The sequence below is a fragment of the Methylobacterium sp. J-076 genome, from assembly GCF_022829405.1.
In the GTDB taxonomy this organism is placed as follows: Bacteria; Pseudomonadota; Alphaproteobacteria; order Rhizobiales; family Beijerinckiaceae; genus Methylobacterium.
Window position 1 is genome coordinate 143,864 of the sequence record NZ_JAKSXW010000118.1, and the last position, 19,626, is coordinate 163,489.

Annotated in this window: 18 protein-coding genes; 7 read left to right on the forward strand and 11 right to left on the reverse strand. The window is 72.1% G+C overall.

Annotated features, from left to right (window positions below):
- Nucleotides 1-2 precede the first annotated feature (2 nt).
- Nucleotides 3-740 carry a response regulator gene (locus MKK53_RS11995; protein WP_243928923.1) on the reverse strand — a complete coding sequence of 246 codons (738 nt, stop codon included), beginning with the start codon at nt 738-740 and terminating at the stop codon, nt 3-5.
- 146 nt (nt 741-886) lie between these two features.
- On the opposite strand from MKK53_RS11995, the gene MKK53_RS12000 reads away from it, so the two are divergent.
- Nucleotides 887-1,936: an HpcH/HpaI aldolase/citrate lyase family protein gene (locus MKK53_RS12000; protein WP_243928924.1), complete on the forward strand. Its 1,050-nt coding sequence runs from the start codon at nt 887-889 to the stop codon at nt 1,934-1,936.
- A 235-nt stretch (nt 1,937-2,171) separates the two neighbouring features.
- Here the strand turns inward: MKK53_RS12000 and MKK53_RS12005 are convergent, their stop codons facing one another.
- A complete protein-coding gene (locus tag MKK53_RS12005; protein ID WP_243928925.1) occupies nt 2,172-3,089 on the reverse strand; it encodes an ROK family protein in 918 nt (305 codons plus the stop codon).
- The gene (locus tag MKK53_RS12010) at nt 3,089-4,468 is read right to left on the reverse strand and encodes a dicarboxylate/amino acid:cation symporter (protein WP_243928926.1); all 1,380 of its coding nucleotides are present in this window, start codon (nt 4,466-4,468) and stop codon (nt 3,089-3,091) included. Before MKK53_RS12010 ends, MKK53_RS12005 begins: the two co-directional genes overlap by 1 nt.
- 246 nt (nt 4,469-4,714) lie before the next feature.
- Between MKK53_RS12010 and MKK53_RS12015 the strand changes: the two genes are divergently transcribed.
- Nucleotides 4,715-5,146 (forward strand): L,D-transpeptidase, encoded by a 432-nt coding sequence (locus tag MKK53_RS12015; protein WP_243928927.1) that lies wholly within the window; start codon nt 4,715-4,717, stop codon nt 5,144-5,146.
- 46 nt (nt 5,147-5,192) lie between these two features.
- Here the strand turns inward: MKK53_RS12015 and MKK53_RS12020 are convergent, their stop codons facing one another.
- From MKK53_RS12020 to MKK53_RS12030, 3 genes are all read right to left on the reverse strand, one after another.
- A complete protein-coding gene (locus tag MKK53_RS12020) occupies nt 5,193-6,176 on the reverse strand; it encodes a hypothetical protein (protein ID WP_243928928.1) in 984 nt (327 codons plus the stop codon).
- A gap of 310 nt (nt 6,177-6,486) precedes the next feature.
- Nucleotides 6,487-6,894 carry a peptide-methionine (R)-S-oxide reductase MsrB gene (msrB, locus tag MKK53_RS12025; RefSeq protein WP_243928929.1) on the reverse strand — a complete coding sequence of 136 codons (408 nt, stop codon included), beginning with the start codon at nt 6,892-6,894 and terminating at the stop codon, nt 6,487-6,489.
- 44 nt (nt 6,895-6,938) lie between these two features.
- On the reverse strand, nt 6,939-8,120 hold the full coding sequence (locus tag MKK53_RS12030; protein WP_243928930.1) for a YihY/virulence factor BrkB family protein: 1,182 nt from the start codon (nt 8,118-8,120) through the stop codon (nt 6,939-6,941).
- A gap of 124 nt (nt 8,121-8,244) precedes the next feature.
- Between MKK53_RS12030 and MKK53_RS12035 the strand changes: the two genes are divergently transcribed.
- The 3 genes from MKK53_RS12035 to MKK53_RS12045 all read left to right on the forward strand — a co-directional run bounded on the left by MKK53_RS12035 (nt 8,245) and on the right by MKK53_RS12045 (nt 10,319).
- The gene (locus MKK53_RS12035) at nt 8,245-9,321 is read left to right on the forward strand and encodes a UV damage endonuclease UvsE (protein ID WP_243928931.1); all 1,077 of its coding nucleotides are present in this window, start codon (nt 8,245-8,247) and stop codon (nt 9,319-9,321) included.
- A 54-nt stretch (nt 9,322-9,375) separates the two neighbouring features.
- The gene (locus MKK53_RS12040; RefSeq protein WP_243928932.1) at nt 9,376-9,927 is read left to right on the forward strand and encodes an RBBP9/YdeN family alpha/beta hydrolase; all 552 of its coding nucleotides are present in this window, start codon (nt 9,376-9,378) and stop codon (nt 9,925-9,927) included.
- Nucleotides 9,928-10,094: 167 nt separating this feature from the next.
- Nucleotides 10,095-10,319, forward strand: a complete 225-nt coding sequence (locus MKK53_RS12045) for a hypothetical protein (protein ID WP_238247770.1) — start codon at nt 10,095-10,097, stop codon at nt 10,317-10,319.
- A 25-nt stretch (nt 10,320-10,344) separates the two neighbouring features.
- On the opposite strand, the gene gyrA is transcribed toward MKK53_RS12045, so the two are convergent.
- Both gyrA and MKK53_RS12055 read right to left on the reverse strand, forming a co-directional pair.
- Nucleotides 10,345-13,062: a DNA gyrase subunit A gene (gene gyrA / locus MKK53_RS12050; protein WP_243928933.1), complete on the reverse strand. Its 2,718-nt coding sequence runs from the start codon at nt 13,060-13,062 to the stop codon at nt 10,345-10,347.
- A gap of 218 nt (nt 13,063-13,280) precedes the next feature.
- On the reverse strand, nt 13,281-13,595 hold the full coding sequence (locus MKK53_RS12055; RefSeq protein WP_243928934.1) for a hypothetical protein: 315 nt from the start codon (nt 13,593-13,595) through the stop codon (nt 13,281-13,283).
- Between the two features lie 250 nt (nt 13,596-13,845).
- Here MKK53_RS12055 and MKK53_RS12060 point away from each other — a divergent pair, with 250 nt between their 5' ends.
- The gene (locus MKK53_RS12060) at nt 13,846-14,709 is read left to right on the forward strand and encodes a S49 family peptidase (RefSeq protein ID WP_243928935.1); all 864 of its coding nucleotides are present in this window, start codon (nt 13,846-13,848) and stop codon (nt 14,707-14,709) included.
- A gap of 19 nt (nt 14,710-14,728) precedes the next feature.
- Here the strand turns inward: MKK53_RS12060 and MKK53_RS12065 are convergent, their stop codons facing one another.
- Nucleotides 14,729-15,601, reverse strand: coding sequence for an NAD(P)-dependent oxidoreductase (locus tag MKK53_RS12065; RefSeq protein ID WP_243928936.1), 873 nt, complete (start codon nt 15,599-15,601; stop codon nt 14,729-14,731).
- Between the two features lie 103 nt (nt 15,602-15,704).
- Here MKK53_RS12065 and MKK53_RS12070 point away from each other — a divergent pair, with 103 nt between their 5' ends.
- Nucleotides 15,705-16,742 carry a P1 family peptidase gene (locus MKK53_RS12070; protein ID WP_243928937.1) on the forward strand — a complete coding sequence of 346 codons (1,038 nt, stop codon included), beginning with the start codon at nt 15,705-15,707 and terminating at the stop codon, nt 16,740-16,742.
- A gap of 170 nt (nt 16,743-16,912) precedes the next feature.
- On the opposite strand, the gene MKK53_RS12075 is transcribed toward MKK53_RS12070, so the two are convergent.
- Together MKK53_RS12075 and MKK53_RS12080 are read right to left on the reverse strand one after the other, a co-directional pair.
- A complete protein-coding gene (locus MKK53_RS12075; protein ID WP_243928938.1) occupies nt 16,913-17,191 on the reverse strand; it encodes a hypothetical protein in 279 nt (92 codons plus the stop codon).
- Complete coding sequence (locus tag MKK53_RS12080; protein ID WP_243928939.1) at nt 17,188-19,557, reverse strand: PAS domain-containing hybrid sensor histidine kinase/response regulator; 2,370 nt, start codon at nt 19,555-19,557, stop codon at nt 17,188-17,190. The genes MKK53_RS12075 and MKK53_RS12080 overlap by 4 nt, the downstream gene beginning before the upstream one ends.
- Between the last annotated feature and the right edge of the window lie 69 nt (nt 19,558-19,626).

Sequence of the window (19,626 nt, forward strand, 5' to 3'; positions counted from 1 at the left end):
GATCAGGCCGGGCGGACGGGGGCGGCCAGGATGTAGCCGGCGTTGCGCACCGTCTTGATGAGCGCGGAGGCGCCGCTGCCGCCCTCGTCCAGGCGCTTGCGCAGGCGGCTGACCTGAACGTCGATGGTCCGGTCGAAGACGTCGGCGACGCGCCCCCGCGTCCAGTCGAGGAGCTGGTCGCGGGAGAGGACCCGCTGCGGCCGCGTGACGAAGCACATCAGCAGGTCGAACTCGGCGCTGGTCAGGCTGACCTCCCGCGCCCCCGCGCCCTCCGCCGCGGCGTGGACCGAGCGGGCCGCCGGATCGACCACGAGGTCGGCCACCCGCAGGCGCTCCTGCGGCGTCGCTTCCTCGGGGGAGCCCCCACCCCTAGTCCGCCGCAGCACCGCCCGGATCCGGGCCAGCAGCACCCGCGGGTTGAACGGCTTCGACACGTAGTCGTCCGCCCCCATCTCCAGGCCGAGCACCCGGTCGATGTCCTCGTCCTTGGCGGTCAGCATCACGATGGGCGGGCCACCGCTCTCGCGCAGGCGGCGGCAGATCGACAGGCCGTCCTCCCCCGGCAGCATCCAGTCGAGCACGATCAGGTCCGGCGCCGGCCCCTGCGCGAGCCGCCGGTCCAGGGCGGCGCCCCCGTCGAGGCTCTCGACGCGGAAACCCTCCCCCTCCAGAAATCCGCCGAGCAGCGCCCGGATCTCGGGATCGTCCTCGACGATGGCGAGCGTGATGCCCTCGTTCATGGGCGGGAGAATAGGCCCCCCCGGCCCGACCGCAACGGTGGAAGGGCCGAGGACACAAAACGTTACAGGACGAAAGCACGCCTTTACCTGAACGGCCCGAGTGCCATAACGCCAGGACGAGGAACGCCAGAGCCGAAGGCCAGCCGATGAAATTGCCCCGCCGCTTCTTCCAGCCCCTCGCCACCGGCGCGCCGGCCCCCTTCCGGGACCTGCCGGTGAAGCTGGAGCGGATGATCCACTTCGTGCCGCCCCACAACGACAAGGTCCGCGCTCGGGTGCCGGAACTCGCCGGCACCGTCGATGTGGTGCTCGGCAACCTCGAGGACGCGGTGCCCGCCGACCAGAAGGAGGCCGCGCGCAAGGGCTTCGTGGCCATGGCCCAGGCCACGGACTTCGCCGCCACCGGCACGGGCCTCTGGACCCGGATCAACGCCCTGAATTCCCCGTGGATTCTGGACGACCTGTTCACCATCGTGGCGGAGGTCGGCGACAAGCTCGACGTCGTGATGGTGCCCAAGGTCGAGGGGCCGTGGGACATCCACTACATCGACCAGCTTCTCGCCCAGCTCGAGGCGCGGCACGGGGTGACGAAGCCGATCCTCGTCCACGCCATCCTCGAGACCGCCGAGGGCGTCGCCAACGTCGATGCCATCGCCTGCGCCTCGCCGCGGATGCACGGCATGAGCCTCGGCCCGGCCGACCTCGCGGCCTCGCGGGGCATGAAGACCACCCGTGTCGGCGGCGGCCATCCGGATTACCGGGTCATCGCCGACCCGGCCGGCGACGCACCCCGCGCCAGCGCCCAACAGGACCTGTGGCACTACACCATCGCCCGCATGGTCGATGCCTGCATGGCGAACGGCATCAAGGCCTTCTACGGCCCGTTCGGCGACTTCTCCGATCTGGCGGCCTGCGAGGTGCAGTTCCGCAACGCCTTCCTGATGGGCTGCGCCGGGGCCTGGACGCTGCATCCGAGCCAGGTGGCGCTGGCCAAGAAGGTCTTCGCCCCCGATCCCGCCGAGGTCTCCTTCGCGGCCCGCATCGTCGCCGCCATGCCCGACGGCACCGGTGCCGTGATGCTCGACGGCAAGATGCAGGACGACGCCACCTGGAAGCAGGCCAAGGTCATCGTCGACCTCGCCAAGCTCGTGGCCGCCAAGGACCCTGAGCTGGCGAAGGTCTACGACCTGGGCTGAGGCGGGGCCGCCAGCATCCCCTCTCCCTGCTGGCGGGGAGAGGGCTGCGACGACCCTGTCGTCGTCGCAGCGAGGCGGCAGCCGATGGTGAGGGGGGCGCCGGATGAGCCTCTTGCGGGGAGCCCCCTCACCGTCGCTCCGGCTTCGCCTCCGCTTCCCGTTTGCACGACGAGGTGCAAACGGGCCTCTCCCCGCAGGCGGGGAGAGGGGAGCCCGCACCCCGGAGCACCCTCTTTCACACCGTCTCGGTGCCCCACAGCCACGCCGCCCCGCGCACGCCGGAATCGTCGCCGTGCAGGCTGGCGCGGACGGGGGTGTCGAACGCGTCGGAGAAGATGTGCGGGCGCATGGCGTCCGGCAGGCCGGCGATCAGCTCGGGGATGCGCGAGAGCCCGCCCCCGACCACGATCACGTCCGGATCGAGGACGTTCACCACCTGCGCCGCCGCGCGGCCGAGGCGGTCGAGATGAAGCGCCAGGGTCTCCCGCGCCGCCGCGTCGCCGCCGCGTGCGGCCGTCACCACGGCCTCGGCGGTCGGCGTGCCGCCGTGGCGCCGGGCGTGGTCGGCGGCGAGCGAGGGGCCCGAGACCCAGGTCTCGACGCAGCCCCGCCGGCCGCAATAGCAGGCCGGGCCCGGCCGCTCGTCGTCGCCTGGGCCGGGCAGCGGGCCGTGGCCCCATTCCCCGGCGATGCCGTTGCGGCCGGCATGGAGCCGCCCCTCGATGGCGAGGCCGGAGCCGACGCCCGTGCCGAGGATGATAGCCCAGACCACCCGGGCCCCCGCCCCCGCCCCGTCCGTCGCCTCGGAGACGGCGAGGCAGTCGGCATCGTTGGCGATCCGCACCGGGCGGCCGAGCCGCGCGGCGAGGTCGGCCCCGAACGGGCGGCCGTTCAGCCAGTGGGAGTTGGCGTTGCGCACGAGGCCGGTGGCGGGCGACAGGCTGCCCGGCATGCCGATGCCGACGCTGCACCCGCGCCCCGCCTGCCCCTCCAGGCGCAGGACGAGGTCGGCCACGGCCCCGAGGGTGGCGCCGTAATCGCCCCGCGGGGCCGGCACGCGGGCCTCGGCGAGGCGACGTCCGCCGTGGTCGAGGACGACCCCGGCGATCTTCGTGCCGCCGAGGTCGATGCCGAGCCGGGCCTCCGGACGCATCACTCGGCCGCGGCGACCTTGGGATCGGTGCGCATCGGGGCGGGGGTGTTGTCCGTCACCGCGGTGCCGATGGCGATCGGGTTGGCCATCACCTCGTTGAGCTTGTCGCGGTCCAGCTCGCCCTCCCACCGGGCGACGACCACGCAGGCGACGCCGTTGCCCACGAGGTTGGTGAGCGCCCGGCACTCGGACATGAACTTGTCGATGCCGAGCACCAGGGTCATCGCGGCGACCGGGACCGGGTTGTTCGGGATGGCCGAAAGGGTCGCCGCCAGGGTGATGAAGCCCGCCCCCGTGACGCCCGAGGCGCCCTTCGAGGTCAGCATCGCCACGAGGATGATCGTCGCGTACTGGCCGATCGACAGGTCCGCCCCCACCGCCTGCGCGAGGAAGAGGGTGGTGAGCGTCATGTAGATGTTGGTGCCGTCGAGGTTGAACGAGTACCCGGTCGGCACCACGAGGCCGACGACCGAGTCCGATGCGCCGAGGCGGCGCATCTTGGTCATCATGTGCGGCAGCACCGTCTCGGAGGAGGAGGTGCCGAGCACGATCAGGAGCTCGTCCTTGATGAAGGCCAGGAACTTCAGGATCGAGAAGCCGGCCATCCGCGCGATGGTGCCGAGGACCACGAGCACGAAGAGCAGCGAGGTCAGGTAGAACGTCGCCACCAGCTGGCCGAGGTCGTAGACCTTCTGGATGCCGTACTCGCCGATGGTGAAGGCCATGGCGCCGAAGGCGCCGAGCGGCGCCAGCTTCACGATGATGCCGATGATGCGGAAGAAGATCTGCCCGGCGGTGTCGATGGCGCTGGCGACGCCGGCGGCCTTCTCGCCCAGGCCGGTGACGACGCAGCCGGTCAGGATCGAGACGAGCAGCACCTGCAGCAGGTCGCCGGTGGCGAAGGCGTCGAAGAAGCTCTTCGGGATCAGCGCCATGATGTGGGCGACGGTGGAGTCCGCGGCGGCCTTGCTCGCGTAGGTCGCGACCTTGCTCGCATCGAGCTTCGACGGGTCGGCATGGAAGCCGGCGCCCGGCTGGATCACCTCACCCACGAAGATGCCGATGAGCAGCGCGAGGGTGGACACGACCTCGAAGTAGACGAGCGCCTTGAGACCGACCCGGCCGACCTTCTTCAGGTCGCCGATCGAGGCGATGCCGTGGACGATGGTGCAGAAGATGATGGGCGCGATCATCATCTTGATGAGCGCGATGAACGCGTCGCCGAGCCATTTCAGCGACTTGCCGGTGGCCGGATCGTACCAGCCCAGCAGGATGCCGAGGGCGATCGCGATCAGCACCTGAATATAGAGCACCTTGTACCACGGCTCTTTCGGAGCGGTGACCGTGCCTCCCCCCGTCGCGTGGATCGCCTGGGCCATTGTCTCTACCTCTCGCGCGATCCTTCGCGCCTCCCCCGGGCCGGCACGCTATCCGGCTTTCCCGGGCTTCTCAACGCCGTCTCCGTAGTCCCACCCAAGTCCGGCATGACAAATTCCTGTCGATCCCGGACTTCCCACAGTCTTCACGGCCGCGCCGATCGGTCAGGTTGTATCCGGGCCGCGCGGAGCCGCGACCGCGCCGGATCGCGCCGCGGCGGCCCCAGCGACAGCCCCCGGTGACCGCCCTTGTCGAGGACATCCCATCTCCGCGCCGGCCTGCTCGGCGCCGCCCTGGCCTGCGCCCTGCCGGCCCTCCCCGCGACGGCGGGCGTCGTCGCCCGGATCGACCAGTCGCACCAGCGCATGCAGGTCTATGTCGATGGGATGCCGGCCTATGAATGGCCGGTCTCGACCGCCCGGCGGGGCTTCGTCACCCCGACCGGCGCCTACCGGGTCGGGCGCATGGCCACGATGTGGCGCTCGCGCAAATATCACGGCTCGCCGATGCCGCACGCCATGTTCTTCCGCGGCGGCTATGCCATCCACGGGACCTATGCCACCGGCGCCCTCGGGCGGCGGGCGAGCCATGGCTGCATCCGCCTCTCGCCCGGCCATGCGGCGACGCTCTTCAGCCTCGCCCGGAATTACGGTGGGGCGGCGGTGGTCATCCGGAACTGACGGTCCGGCGCGTCCCCGCGCCGGACCCGACCCGTTCGCCGGGCTCTCAGCCCTGGGTCTGGGTGCGGCGGGGGCGCACCGTCCAGCGCTCGAACACCGCGCCCGGATCCTCCTGCTTCTCGGCCTGGGCCGGGTTCTGGTGGATCGCCGCGCCGAGTGCCGCGGACAGGCTCTCGATCACGTCGTCGATCCGCGCGTCGCCGTGGACGGCCTCGGCCGGGGTCCCGACCGCGGCGGCGGGGGTCTGCTCGGCCCGATGCTCGGCATGGGGCGCGACCTCGCGCGGCTCCTCGGCCGGGCTGGGCTCGTGCCGCTCCGGCTCGGGCGCCGGGGCCTCCGCCACGGCGGGGGCCGGCGCGGGGGCGGGGGGCACGGGGGCGGGCGCGAGGATCTCCGGCTCGGGGGCCGGGCGCGGGGCCTCGGGGAGCGGCGTGGTGGCGGTGGCCGGGCGGCGCAGGGCCCCCGCGAGGCCGTCCATGGCCTCGGTCGAGCGCGTGGGCGAGCCGTAGCGGCCGAAGCCGAAGCGCGGCTCGATCAGGTCGAGCACCGCGTCGAGGGCGGCGTTGCTCAGGGACATCTCGCCCACCGCCGGGACGCCCTGGATCGCGAGGGCGGCGCGATCGAAGGCGGGCTCGCTCGTCACCTCCCGGCCGAACCACGTGGGCGCGGGGAAGGCGGCGGCCTGGTCCTCGTCGTCGAAGGTGATGCTCGCCAGATCGAGGGCGCCGGGGGACACGTAACGGTCGATGACGATCTCCCGGCCGCCGGCGGCCAGGGTCGTGCGGTCGTAGGCGGCCTTGCCGGGGCAGACGTCGAGGAGGGCGTCACCGTGGGCGCGCGGCACGTCCGTGCGCTCCTCGACCCCGTTGTTCACGAGGACGAGCTGACAGGCCTGCCCGTCCACCCGGACGAAGGAGTTGCGGCCGCCCTGCGGGGCGAAATGGCCCTCGGTGATCCGGCTGCTCCCCCGCTCCTTGCGGATGAGGCGGACGAGGGCCGGCGCGACGAGGAACCTGCGGATTGTGCTCATGGCTTGCTTCACTCCTCACGCCCGGTCCGGCGATACGCCTGGAAACGACCGATTGGTCCGGTCACCTTCGACGCACCGAGTTGAGGGCAAGTCGAGCGAACGGAAAGGTGGGTCTCGAACTTCACGCCGCGGCGGAGAACTCGGACCGGACTGTACCTCTCCGTCACTCACGATTGACGACAACCCCAGTGTGTAGAGCGACTACGCATAATGACGCCGAAATCAAGTCCGGAGGGCGGTGGCGGGCGGGGGGCGGGGCGGTCTTTCCCCATGATCCCCGCTCCGCGGGCCGGTTTGCCGGCCGGTCCCGTCAGGCCGGTTCGAAGGCCATGGCGGCGCCGTTCATGCAGTAGCGCAGGCCGGTCGGGGCCGGGCCGTCCTCGAAGACGTGGCCGAGATGCCCCTTGCAGCGGGCGCAGTGGACCTCCGTGCGGACCATGCCGAAGCTGCGGTCGCGGGTCGTCTCCACCGCCCCTTCGAGGGGGGCGAAGAAGCTCGGCCAGCCGGTGCCGGACTCGTACTTGGTGCCCTGCTCGAACAGGGGCTGGCCGCAGCCGGCGCAGGCGAAGGTGCCGGCCCGCTTCTCGGCCAGCAGGCAGGACGTGCCCGCCCGCTCGGTGCCGTGCTCGCGCAGCACCCGGTACTGGTCGGCGCTGAGGCGGGAGCGCCACTCGTCGTCGCTGAGGGCCTCGGGGGTGGCGGTGGTGCTGTCGGACATGGGATTCTCCTTCCCCGCCCATATAGGGAGCGCCCCGTCCCGCGTCAGGCCGGCGCCCCCACCGTGTCCGCCATCCGCGCCCGGCGAACGCCCAGCGGCAGGGGCATGCCGGTGGTGGTGTCGCGCCCGGTCTGGTGCTCGATCTCGGCGTTGATCTCCCCGCCGACGAGGACAATCGTCGAGGAGATCCAGATCCAGGTCATGAAGCCGATCACCGCTCCGAGGGACCCGTAGGTCTCGTTGTAGGTGCCGAAGTTCGACACGTACCAAGAGAAGAGCAGGGAGGCGACGAGCCAGAGCAGACCCGCCACGAGGCTGCCGACCCCGACCCAGCGCCAGCGGGCATGCTCCCGGCTCGGGCCGAAGCGGTAGAGGACCGACAGCGCCCCGAGGATCACGAGGAGCAGGCCCGGCCAGCGCAGGGCCGCGATCAGCCACGCCTCGGCGCCGAGGCCGAGGAAGTTGAACACCACCGGCACCACGACGATGGCGTTGAGGGCGATGACGATGAAGATCAGCGCCCCGACCGTGAAGGTGAGGGAGCGCAGGTTGAGCATGAAGAAGTTGCGCTTCTCTTCCTCCTCGTAGACCACGTTCAGCGCATCGAACATCGCCTTCATGGCGGCGTTCGCGCTCCAGATCGAGATCAGCAGGCTGGTGAAGAAGGTGAGCCCCAGGGTGCCGCTGGGCTTGGAGGCGATGCGCTTCACCTGATCGCCGACGATCTCCACCGCCCCCGTCGGCAGCACCGCGTGGAGCTGGGCGAGGTGGTCGTTGATCACGCTGGCGTCGGCGAACAGGCCGTAGAGCGTGACGAGGGCGGCGATGCCGGGGAACAGGGAGAGCAGGGTGTAGAAGGTCACGCCCGCGGCCACCGCCAGCACCCGGTCCTTCACGAATTCCAGGTAGACGCGGACGGCGATGTCCCGCCACCCGGCGGCGGGGATCTCCGCCGGGTGGTCGGCGTGCCGGCCGCGCTCCGGCTGGGTCGCCGCGATGAGCCGGGCGGCGTGGCCCTCGATGGAGCGCGCCCCGCCCGAGCCGTTGGTCTTGCGCGTCGTCTGCCGCGCCGGCTCCGGCTCTCGGCCGGGTGTCGCGGGGGGCGCGCCCGCGCCCCGGCGGGGCTGGGCGACCGTCAGGGCGACGAGGGCCGTCCCGAGCATCAGGATCCACAGGGTCGAGGCGGGGTCGGGCGATCCGCTCGGGCGGGAGGGAGGCGTCGGCATCGGGGATCGTGTCGGGGAGGGCGTGAGCGGTATTGCCACGCTCTGTCAGCGCAAACGTCGGCCCCGCCCGCCCGTTCCGAGACTCCGCCGCGCGACCGAACACGCTGTGGCGCGTTGTGCCGGAATGCCCAGCCAAGCCGCCCCGCATCCCCGCCTCGGATTCTGCTGCACCTTCGTCCTCGACGAGCCGCCGGGGACCCATGCCACCCTCAAGGCGGCGCGCGAGGCGACCCGCGTCATGAACCTGACTACGGTGACCATGGCCCACCTCGGCAAGCTGGACCCCGCCGCCCGGCGGGAGAAGCTGACCGGGGTGGTGACCCACAACCTCGCCGCCCTCGCCCGGCAGATCGCCTGGGTCGGCGCCCGCCCGCCCCTGGAGCGGCTGCTCCGGATGGGGAGCAACGTCCTGCCCGGCTACACCCACTCGTCGGTGCAGGCCCTCTACGCCGAGCCGGAGCTGCGCGCGGCCGTGGAGGCCGGGCTGGCGGAGGCCGGGGCCCTGGCCCGGCGGCTCGGGGTCCGCCTCAGCTTCCACCCCGGCCCGTTCTGCCTGCTGGCGAGCCGCAACCCGGCGGCCATCGGGAACGGCCTGTCCGAGCTCGACTACCACGCCGAACTGTTCGGGCTGATGGGCTACGGCGGCGGGTGGCACCCGCACGGCGCCCACATCAACATCCATGTGGGCGCGGGCGACCCCGGCGTCGCCGGCTTCCGGGAGACCCTGCCCCGGGCGAGCCGGATGGCCCGGGACCTCGTGACGGTGGAGAACGACGAGAACCTGTTCGGCCTCGACGAGGTGCTGCGCCTGGCCGACCTCGTGCCGGTCGTCTTGGACCTGCACCACCATTGGGTGGAGAGCGGCGGCTCCTACATCGAGCCGGACGATGCGCGGATCGCCCGGGTGATCGCCTCCTGGCGCGGGGTGCGGCCGGTGGCCCATATCAGCGTCTCGCGGGAGGCGGTCGCCGCCGGTTGCGACGCCGCACGCCTGCCTGACTTCCCCGCCCTGCGCGAAGCCGGGCACTCCGTCCGCGACCTCGCCGCCCATTCCGACCTGATGTGGAACCGGGCGGTGAACGACCTCGTGGCCCGCCACCTCGCCTGGGCGGATTTCGAGATCGAGGCCAAGGCCAAGAACCTCGCCTCCATGCAGATCGCCGCGCACATCCTGTCCCTGACGGAGGCGGAGGCCGCGTGAGGGCGGGGGGGCGAGGCTTGCGCGGCGGCCCGAGCCTGCTCTAGGCATCGGGGGATGAAGACTGCCGATTGTGACATCCTGATCGTGCCCGGGCTCGGGGGGTCCGAAGAGGGCCATTGGCAGGCGCGCTGGGCCGGCCGCCTCCCCACGGCCCGGATCGTCGCGCAGGACGATTGGCACGCCCCGACCCCCACGGAATGGTGCGGGCAGGTGGCTGCGGCGGTGCGGCAGGCCACCCGGCCGGTGATCCTGATCGCCCACAGCCTCGGCGTCGTCGCCTGCGTGGAGGCCGTGCCGCTCTTCCCCGAGGGCGTGGTGCGCGGCGCCCTGTTCGTGGCCTTCCCCGACGTGGAGGAGGCGGCGGGTCTGCCGGATTCGGTGCGCACCTTCGCCCCGGTGCCGCGCGATCCCCTGCCCTTCCCGTCCCTGCTCGTGGCGAGCCGCACCGACCCCCACTGCTCCTACGACCGCGCCGATGACTTCGCCCATGCCTGGGGGGCGCTCACCGTGGATGCGGGCGAATCGGGGCACATCAACGTCGCCAGCGGCCACGGGCCCTGGCCCGAGGGGCTGATGCGCCTCGCCGGGTTCCTGAGGGGGCTGTGACGGGTCGGTCCCCGCGGCGGGCCCGTCCGAGGGCCGGCAGTCATCCCCGCGGTCCGGGCACGGCGCCGCTCCGGCGTTTGATCGGACGGCGTTAACTCCGCGTTTACCCTCGGCGCGTCGAGTGTGGCCTGGGGTGGCGCGCTGCCGTCCCACCCCCGGAGAAACCCGTGACGCGCAAAGACCTCCTCGCCCGCCTCGAAGCGGTCCAGGCCGCCCTCGGCCCCCGGGCCAACAAGACCTTCAACTCGTCGCTGTTCAACGACGCGGCCCTGCTCAAGCGGATCGAAGCCTTCGAGGCCCAGGTCGGCGAACCGGAGAAGGCCAAGGTCGCCGACTATACCGGCAACATGTTCTCCCGCATCGCCAACCGGCGGGCGGCCGCCGGACGCTGACGCGCCCGGCGGGAAGGAGGGAGGATCAGGCCACCTCGGCCTCGCCCTCCCCTTCCTCCTCGCCCTCGATGTGCTCCACCGAGACCACCTTCTCGGTCTTGTCGGTGTTGAACACGGTCACGCCCTGCGAGGCGCGGCCGACGATGCGGATGTCGTCCACCGGCACCCGGATGAGCTGGCCGCCGTTCGTGACCAGCATGATCTGGTCCGAGGCCTCCACCGGGAACGAGGCCACGAGGTGGCCGTTGCGGGCGTTGACCCGCATGGCGGTGATGCCCTTTCCGCCCCGGCCCGAGGTCCGGTACTCGAACGACGAGGATCGCTTGCCGTAGCCGCGCTCGGAGATGGTGAGCACGTACTGCTCGGCCGCCCCCATCTCGTGATAGCGGTCGAGGGAGATCGACGCGGCCTCGGCGCCCTCCTCCGGCTCCTCGCCCCCCTCCTCGACTTCGCCGGTCACGGCCCGGCGCATCTTCAGGTAGCCGGCCCGCTCCTCGGCGCTGGCGTCGAAGGCGTTGAGGATGGTCATCGAGATCACCCGGTCGCCCTCGCCGAGGTTGATGCCGCGCACGCCGGTCGAGTCGCGGCCCTTGAACACGCGGACATCCTCGACGGGGAAGCGGATGCACTGGCCCAGCGCCGTGGTCAGCAGCACGTTCTGGTCCGGGCGGCAGATCTCCACATGGACGATGTGGTCGCCCTCATCGAGCTTCATGGCGATCTTGCCGTTGCGGTTCACCGTGGTGAAGTCCGACAGCTTGTTGCGCCGCACCGACCCGGAGGCGGTGGCGAACATCACGTCCAGGGTCTCCCAGGACGCCTCGTCCTCCGGCAGCGGCATGATCGTGGTGATGCGCTCGGCGGTGTTCTGCAATTGCAGGATGTTCACCAGTGCCTTGCCGCGGGCGTTCGGCGCGGCCATCGGCAGGCGCCACACCTTCTCCTTGTAGGCTTGGCCCTGGCTGGAGAAGAACAGCACCGGCGTGTGGGTGTTGGCCACGAACAGCCGGGTGACGAAATCCTCGTCACGGGTGGCCATGCCCGAGCGGCCCTTGCCGCCCCGGCGCTGCGACCGGTAGGTCGAGAGCGGCACGCGCTTCACGTAGCCCGCATGGGACACGGTGACGACCATGTCCTCGCGCTGGATCAGGTCCTCGTCGTCCACGCTCGAATCGTAGTCGACGATCTCGGTGAGGCGCGGCGTGGCGAACTGCTCGCGCACCTCGATGAGTTCGTTCTTGACGATGGTCTGGATGCGCACCCGGGAGCGCAGGATGTCGAGGTAGTCGGCGATCTCGTCGGCGAGCTTCTTCAGCTCGTCCCCGACCTCGTCCCGCCCGAGGGCGGTGAGGCGCTGGAGGCGCAGGTCCAGGATCGCCCGGGCCTGGGTCTCGGACAGGCGGTAGGTGCCGTCCTCGGCCACCCGGTGGCGGGGGTCGTCCACCAGGGCGATGAGGGGGGCGATGTCGTGCGCCGGCCAGTCGCGGGCCATCAGCGCCTCGCGGGCGGTGTTCGGGTCCGGCGAGGTGCGGATCAGGCGGATCACCTCGTCGATGTTGGCCACCGCGATGGCGAGGCCGCACAGGACGTGGGCGCGCTCGCGGGCCTTGCCGAGGAGGAACTTGGTGCGGCGGGAGACGACCTCCTCGCGGAAGTCCACGAAGGCCTCGAGCAGGTCCTTCAGGTTCATCAGCTCCGGCCGCCCCCCGTTGAGGGCGACCATGTTGCAGCCGAAGGAGGATTGCAGGGGCGTGAACCGGTAGAGCTGGTTCAGCACCACCTCCGCCATGGCGTCGCGCTTGATCTCGACCACGATCCGCATGCCGCTGCGGTCCGACTCGTCGCGCAGGTCCGAGATGCCCTCGACCCGCTTGTCCTTGACCAGCTCCGCGATCTTCTCGACCAGAGTCGCCTTGTTCACCTGATACGGGATCTCGGTGAAGATCAGCGCCTCGCGCTCCTTGCGCAACTCCTCCACATGCGACTTCGCCCGCATGATCACCGAGCCGCGCCCGGTCGTGTAGGCCAGCCGCGTGCCGGCCCGGCCGAGGATCATGCCGCCGGTGGGGAAATCCGGGCCGGGGACGATGTCGTTCAGCTGCTCGATGGTCAGACCCGGATCGTCGATGAGGGCGACGCAGGCGTCGATCAGCTCGCCGAGGTTGTGCGGCGGGATGTTGGTCGCCATGCCGACGGCGATGCCGCCCGCCCCGTTGACCAGGAGGTTCGGGAAGCGCGCCGGGAGGACGAGGGGCTCCTCCCGCGATTCGTCGTAGTTCGGCCCGAAGTCGACGGTGTTCTTGTCGATGTCGGCGAGGAGGGCGATGGCCGGCTTGGCCAGGCGCGACTCGGTGTAGCGCATGGCGGCCGGCGGATCGCCGTCCACCGAGCCGAAATTGCCCTGCCCGTCGATGAGCATCAGGCGCATCGAGAAGTCCTGGGCCATGCGGACCAGGGCGTCGTAGATCGATTGGTCGCCGTGCGGATGGTAGAGGCCGATCACGTCGCCGACGATGCGGGCCGACTTGACGTACTTGCGCTCGGGCAGGTGCCCGGACTCGAAGGCCGAGTAGAGGATGCGGCGGTGCACGGGCTTCAGCCCGTCGCGGGCATCCGGCAGCGCCCGGCTCACGATCACGCTCATGGCGTAATCGAGGTAGGAGCGGCGCATCTCGTCGGTGATGGAAACGGGGCGGATGTCGCTGGCGGGCGGCGGGGCGCCCGTCGGATCGGTCTCGGCCAAGTTGTGCGTCCGTCTGTATCCCGGCCTGGGGCGGGGCCGGCGGCGGCGGGGGAGCCTGCCGGGGCTGCGTCAGGCACTGCTGCGGAAGTGCAGTGATATCAGACGTTTGGTTAAGGGCTTTCGCGTGCGCGCGCAAGAGTTCACGTGCGCGCAGAGGGGTCTGCGCGCAGGCTGGGTCACGCCCCGGCGGACCGTGCCGGGGCGTGGTGTTTTGTGGCTCAGTAGAAGAAGGCCGGGCCGCGGCGGTAGTGGCGGTGGCCCCAGTGACGGCGGTAGCCGTAATGGCGGCGGAAGCCGTAGTGCCGACGGAACCCGTAATGGCGACGGAAGCCGTAGGGGCGGTAGCCGTAATGGCGGCGATACCCGTAGCCGCCATAGTACTGGACCTGCTGCACGGCAGCGGCAGGGGCGCTCTCGGCGGCGGCCATCGGCACCGGAAGCGGGGCGGCGCGGACCGGGCCGGCGGTCGGGCCGATGAAGAAGGCGGCAAGCAGGATCAGGATCGGCCAGCGCGGCAGTCTGATGGAGCGCATCGTGTCGTCGTCCTCCCGGTGTCGGAAACGGCCCGCGGAATCGTCGGGTCCGTGGCGAGGAACGGCGGGAGACGGGAAACGGTTCGATTGTTCCTGTCTAGGTTGCTTCGGCAACTACGCAGACGGTTCACAGACCGTAAGTTCCCGGCGCGGCACGGGGGCGCCCACCCTTGCGGCGGCGGACTGTAGTCCCATTATGCTCCCCGTCCGACCGCGATCCCCCAACGTCCAGAGGCCGAGTCCAGAGTCCATGCCCGCGCTGTCAGAACGTCTCCGCGCCCTGTTGCCGGGTCGCCTGCGGAACCGCCGCCCCCGCGTCGCCGTGGTGCGCCTGTCGGGGACGATAGGCGCGGTGTCCCCCCTGCGGCCGGGGCTCTCCATCGCCTCGGTGGCGGGCAGCCTGGAGCGGGCCTTCTCCCTGCCGGGGGTGAAGGCGGTCGCCCTGGTCATCAACTCCCCCGGCGGATCGCCCGCGCAGTCGCACCTGATCCACCGCCGCATCCGCGCCCTCGCCCAGGAGAAGGCGCTGCCGGTCGTCGCCTTCGTCGAGGATGTGGCGGCCTCGGGCGGCTACATGATCGCCTGCGCCGCCGACGAGATCGTCGCGGACCCGACCTCCATCGTCGGGTCGATCGGCGTGGTCTCGGCGGGGTTCGGCTTCCCCGGCCTGCTCGAGAAGCTCGGCATCGAGCGCCGGGTCCACACCATCGGCGAGTCGAAGGCGATGCTCGATCCGTTCCGCCCGGAGGACCCGGCCGACGTCGCCCGCCTGAAGCGCATCCAGGCGGATGTGCAGGGCCTGTTCACCGAGCTGGTCTCCGCACGCCGGCCCGGCCTCGCGGAGGGCGAGAACCTGTTCACCGGCGCCGTCTGGACCGGGCGGCAGGCGCTGCCCCTCGGCCTCGTGGACGCCATCGGCGACCTGCGCGCGACCATGCGGGCGCGGTTCGGCGAGAAGGTCGACCTGGTGCTGATCGCCGAGGCCCGGGGCGGCTTCCTCAGCCGCATCCTGCGCCGGGGGCCGCCGGGCGGGATCGGCGGGGTGGCGTCCCTCCCCGCCGAGGCCATGGCCGCCCTGGAGGAGCGGGCGGCCTTCGCCCGCTACGGCCTGTAGGGCCCGGCCGGTCCCGCCCTCAGGTCCGGCCGCTGCGCCGGGCCGACACCTCGGCCAGGGCGGAGAGGTCCTTCTCCCCGTCGCCGTGGCTCATCGCCTCGATCAGCCCGTCGCGGAGCACGCTGGCGAAGGGCATCGGCACCCCCGCCGCCTCGGCCGCCTGCAGGGCGAGGCGGATGTCCTTGGCGCCGAGCCGCAGGCCGAAGCCGGGCGGCTCGTAGCGGGAGGCGGCGATGGAGGCGCCGTAGTTCTTGTAGACCGGGGCGGCGAAGATCGTGTTCGTCATCAGGTCGAGGAAGTCGGCCCCCGTCACGTCATGCTTCTCGGTGAAGGCGCAGGCCTCGCCCATCGCCTCGATGGCGGCGATCAACATGAAGTTGCCGGCGAGCTTGACCGCGTTCGCCCGTTTCGGCTCCTCCCCATAGCGCCATGTGCGGGCGCCCATGGCGTCGAGGATCGGGGCGGCCGCGCCGATGGCCGCGTCGGGGCCGGCCACGACGATGTTGAGCTTGCCCGCCGCCGCCACGTCCGGCCGCCCGAAGACCGGCGCGGAGACGTAGGGGACGCCCGCCCGCCCGTGGATGGCCGTCAGCCGCTCGGCGAGGGCGACGGAGATGGTGCTCATGCCGAGATGCACGCCGGGACGGCCCGCGCCGCCGTCGAGGAGGCCCCCCGAGACGAGCACGGATTCGAGCGCCGCATCGTCGGCGAGCATGGTGATCGCGGCGTCGCCGCCGAAGGCCTCCGCCGCGCTGCCCACGGGGGTGACGCCGGGGATGCCCTGCGCCGCCTCCGGCGAGCGGTTCCAGGCCCGGACGGTGTGGCCCTCCTGCGCGAGGCGGGCGGCCATCCCGCGGCCCATGCGCCCCATCCCGATGAACCCGACATCCATGTGCGTCTCCTGGGCTGACCGACCGGAAGATGGGACCCGCCGGCCCCACGGGAAGTGCGCCCGCCCGTTCCGGCCGGCGCCGGATCGTGGCAGGCTCGCGGGCATGAGCGAATCCCGGCCGCACGGCCTCCTCACCGACATCGCCGGAATCCGGGTCGGCCACGCCCAGGACCTCGCGGTGCGCAGCGGCGTCACCGCCATCCTGTTCGACCGGCCGGCGGTGGCCTCCGTGGACGTGCGCGGCGGCGGCCCGGGGACCCGGGAGACCGACCTCCTCGACCCCGAGCGCACGGTGGAGGCCATCGACGCCCTGGTCCTCTCGGGCGGATCGGCCTTCGGCCTCGACGCCGCCGCCGGGGTGACGGGCTGGCTCGCGGCCCAGGGGCGGGGCTTCCCCGTGGGGGGAATGCGCGTCCCCATCGTGCCCGCGGCGATCCTGTTCGACCTCCTCAACGGCGGCGACAAGGAGTGGGGCGCCGACCCGCCCTACCGCGCCCTCGGCCGCCGGGCCGCGGAGGCGGCGGGCCCGGATTTCGCCCTCGGCTCGGTCGGGGCCGGGACGGGGGCCCGCACGGCGACCCTGAAGGGCGGGGTCGGCTCGGCCTCTGCCCCGGTGCCGGGGACGGCCTTCCGCATCGCCGCCCTGGTGGCGGTGAACGCCTTCGGCAGCGCGGTGGTCGGCGAGGGGCCGCATTTCTGGGCGGCGCCCTTCGAGGTGGCGGACGAATTCGGCGGCCTCGGCCCGCCTGCCCGCGTGCCGGAGGAGGCCCACGCCTTCCCGGCCCGGATCGCGGCGGGCTCCGCCACGACCCTCGCCGTGGTGGCCACCGACGCGACCCTCACCAAGGCCCAGTGCCGCCGCCTCGCGGTCGCCGCGCAGGATGGCCTCGCCCGCGCCCTGGTCCCCGCCCACACGCCGCTGGACGGCGACCTCGTCTTCGCCGCCGCGACGGGCGCCCTGCCCCTCGCCGACCCGGTGGGCGACGTCGCCCGCCTCGGCCATGCGGCGGCCCGGGTCCTCGCCCGGGCCATCGCCATCGGGGTGTTCGCCGCGACGGGCCTGCCGGGCGTCGCGCCCTCCCCGCCCGGGGCGCTGGAGGGCCTGCCCCCGGCGTGGCGCGACCTGTTCGGGCGGGGCTGACCGCGCGGGTGGGGGCGCCCCACTCCCCGCCTCATCCCCGGCGGCCGACCGGACGGGGCCCGAGGCCCATGACCGCGCGCGCCGCGCGGCGATCCGGGGACGCGCCACGTTCTGGGACGGGCGAGAGCCCCGACCGCGGTGCCTGCCGACGGCGTGGGACGGAGGCGGGCCTAGACCGCGTCCTTGGCGTCCGCCAGCAGCTCGGCGAGGCCCTTGTCCACCTCGGCGGCGAGCATCGCCCGCTCGGCGTCGGTGAGGTCCCCGGCCCAGCCCTTGCCGCCGAAACCTTCCGTGCAGCGCGCCCGCTCGGAGGCGATGTAGGCCTCCGTCTCCTCGGGCCGCGTCCGCATGGCGTGGACGAGGCCGAACCACGCGGCCCGTTCCACCACCGCGAGCCGCGCCCGCAGGCGGATCGCCACCGCCTTGTCCGGATCGACCGTGTCGCTCATCCGTCCTTCTCCGCCAATTGATCGATCAGGCCCTGCAACCGGCCGGGCACGGTGTCCGGCGTGGACCGGGCGTAGAGCACCCGCAACTGCCGGCCGATCTCGGCGAGGCTCAGCGACCCCTTCGAGATCACCCGGTCGGCCTGCGCCCCGAGGCTCACCTTCTCGGCCGGGGTGATCTCCTTGGCCGTCAGCACCACCACCGGGGTGTCGCCGTCCGGCCGGGAGCGCAGGGCGCGCAGGAAGCTGAACCCGTCCATCTCCGGCATCATCAGGTCGAGGAGGATCAGGTTCGGCCGGCTGCGGTCGTAATGCTCCAGGGCGATGCGCCCGTTCTCGGCCTCGTCCACGCTCCAGCCCTCGCGGGTGAGGGAGCGGCGCAGGCGCTCGCGCCCGTCCTCGTCGTCGTCCACCACGAGGACCCGCGCCTCGGCCGGCGCCTTGGGCCGGTAGCGCTCCATCAGGCCCTTCAGGCGGTCCCAGTCGATGGGTTTCACGAAGTAGTCGGTGGCCCCCAGCGCCTGGCCCAGGCCCTGCTCGGCCACCACCGAGGTCATGATGACCGGCGTGCCGGCCAGATCCGGATCGTTGCGCACGGCGTGCAACACCGCCCACCCGTCCATGCGCGGCATCTCCACGTCGAGGAGGATCGCCCGCGGCTTCAGGGCCCGCGCCAGGGTGAGCCCCGCCCGGCCGTCCGCGGCGGTGCGGACGTGGAAGCCCTCCCGCTCGAGGAAGCGCTGCAGCAGCTCCCGCGCGGCGGGATCGTCGTCCACGAGGAGCACCGTGTCGTGGTGCAGCACGTCCTGCGGATCGTAGGCCTCGACGGGCGCCAGATCGTCGCCCGGATCGTCCTCCTCGACGAGGACGGAGGGGATCCGCATGGTGAAGGTCGCGCCCCGGCCGGGCTCGCTCTCGACGCCGATGTCGCCGCCCATCGTGCGGCAGAAGGCGCGGGTGATGGCCAGGCCCAGCCCGGTGCCCCCGAACTGCCGGGTGGTCGAGTCGTCGGCTTGGACGAAGCGCTGGAACAGCCGCCCCATCTGCTCCTGCGTCAGCCCGATCCCGGTATCGGCCACGGCGAAGGACAACCAGTCGGCCCCCTCCTCGAGGTGGCGGCGCACGGTGAGGGTGATGGTGCCGTTCTCGGTGAACTTGGCCGCGTTGCCCACGAGGTTGAGCAGGCACTGGCGGATCTTGGTCTGGTCCTGGTGCATCGCGCCGAGGTCGGCCTCCGCATCGAGGACGAAGCGGTTGGCCTTCTTCTCCACCAGGGAGCCGGTGGCATCGGAGACGTCCTGCAGGAGGTCGGCGACGGTGAAGGTCTCCGCCGAGGCGGTGACCCGCCCCGCCTCGATCTTCGAGATGTCCAGCACGTCGTTGATGAGGGAGAGCAGGTGGCGCGCCGCCGATTCGATCTTGCGCAGGTCCGGCAGCAGGGCCGCTTGGCCGATATCCTCCAGCTCCTCCCCCAGCATCTCCGAATAGCCGATCACCGCCGAAAGCGGGGTGCGCAGCTCGTGGCTCATGTTGGCGATGAACTGGCTCTTGGCCCGGTTCGCCGCCTCCGCGGCCTGGCGGGCCCGCTCGGCCTCGGCCTCGGCCTCCTTGCGCTCGGTGATGTCCGTATGGGTGCCGACCCATTCGCGCAGGGACCCGTCCGGCGCGAAGACGGGGACGCCCCGGGCCTCCATGTAGCGCCACGCCCCGTCGTGCCGGCGCAGACGGTGGGTGATCGCGTAGGGGGTCCGCTCCTCCACCGAGCGCGCCCAGGCCTCGGCGATCTCCGCCCGGTCGTCGGGATGGATCGCCTCGATCCAACCCCAGCCCTGGAAGCTCTCCTCGGTCTGTCCGGTATAGGCGCCCCAGCGCGGCTGAGGCGGCACGAGCTCGCCCTCCGCATTGGTGTTCCAGATCACCGCCGCCGAGGCATCGACCAGCGCCCGGAACCGCTCCTCCGAATGGCGCAGCCGCTCCTCGGTCACCCGGCGGCGGGAGATGTCGGTGTTGGTGCCGTACCAGCGCAGGATCGTCCCGTCCGGGGCCCGGAACGGCATCGCCTGGGAGAGGAACCAGCGGTACTCCCCGTCCGCGCCAAGGAGGGGGAAGGTGTCCTCCCACGGCACGCCGGCCTCGATGGCGAGGCGGTAGCGCACCTCGACGGCGGCGATGTGGTCCGGGTGGTGGACGTCCCGCCAGCCCCAGCCCTGCATCCGGTCGAGGGTGGTGCCGGTATAGGCGTACCAGCGGGCATTGTACCAGACGATGTGGCCGTCGGCCCTGGCGATCCAGGCGAGCTGGGGGAGCGTGTCCGCGAGGTTGCGGAAATCGTCGTCGGTGACGGCATCGCCGCCCACAGGTTCGCTCATCGGCTCCGCCGGTCCTGGGTCATCATGAAGGTAGGGCGCGGGTTCGGGAAGTCAGGGAGGGGGCCCGTG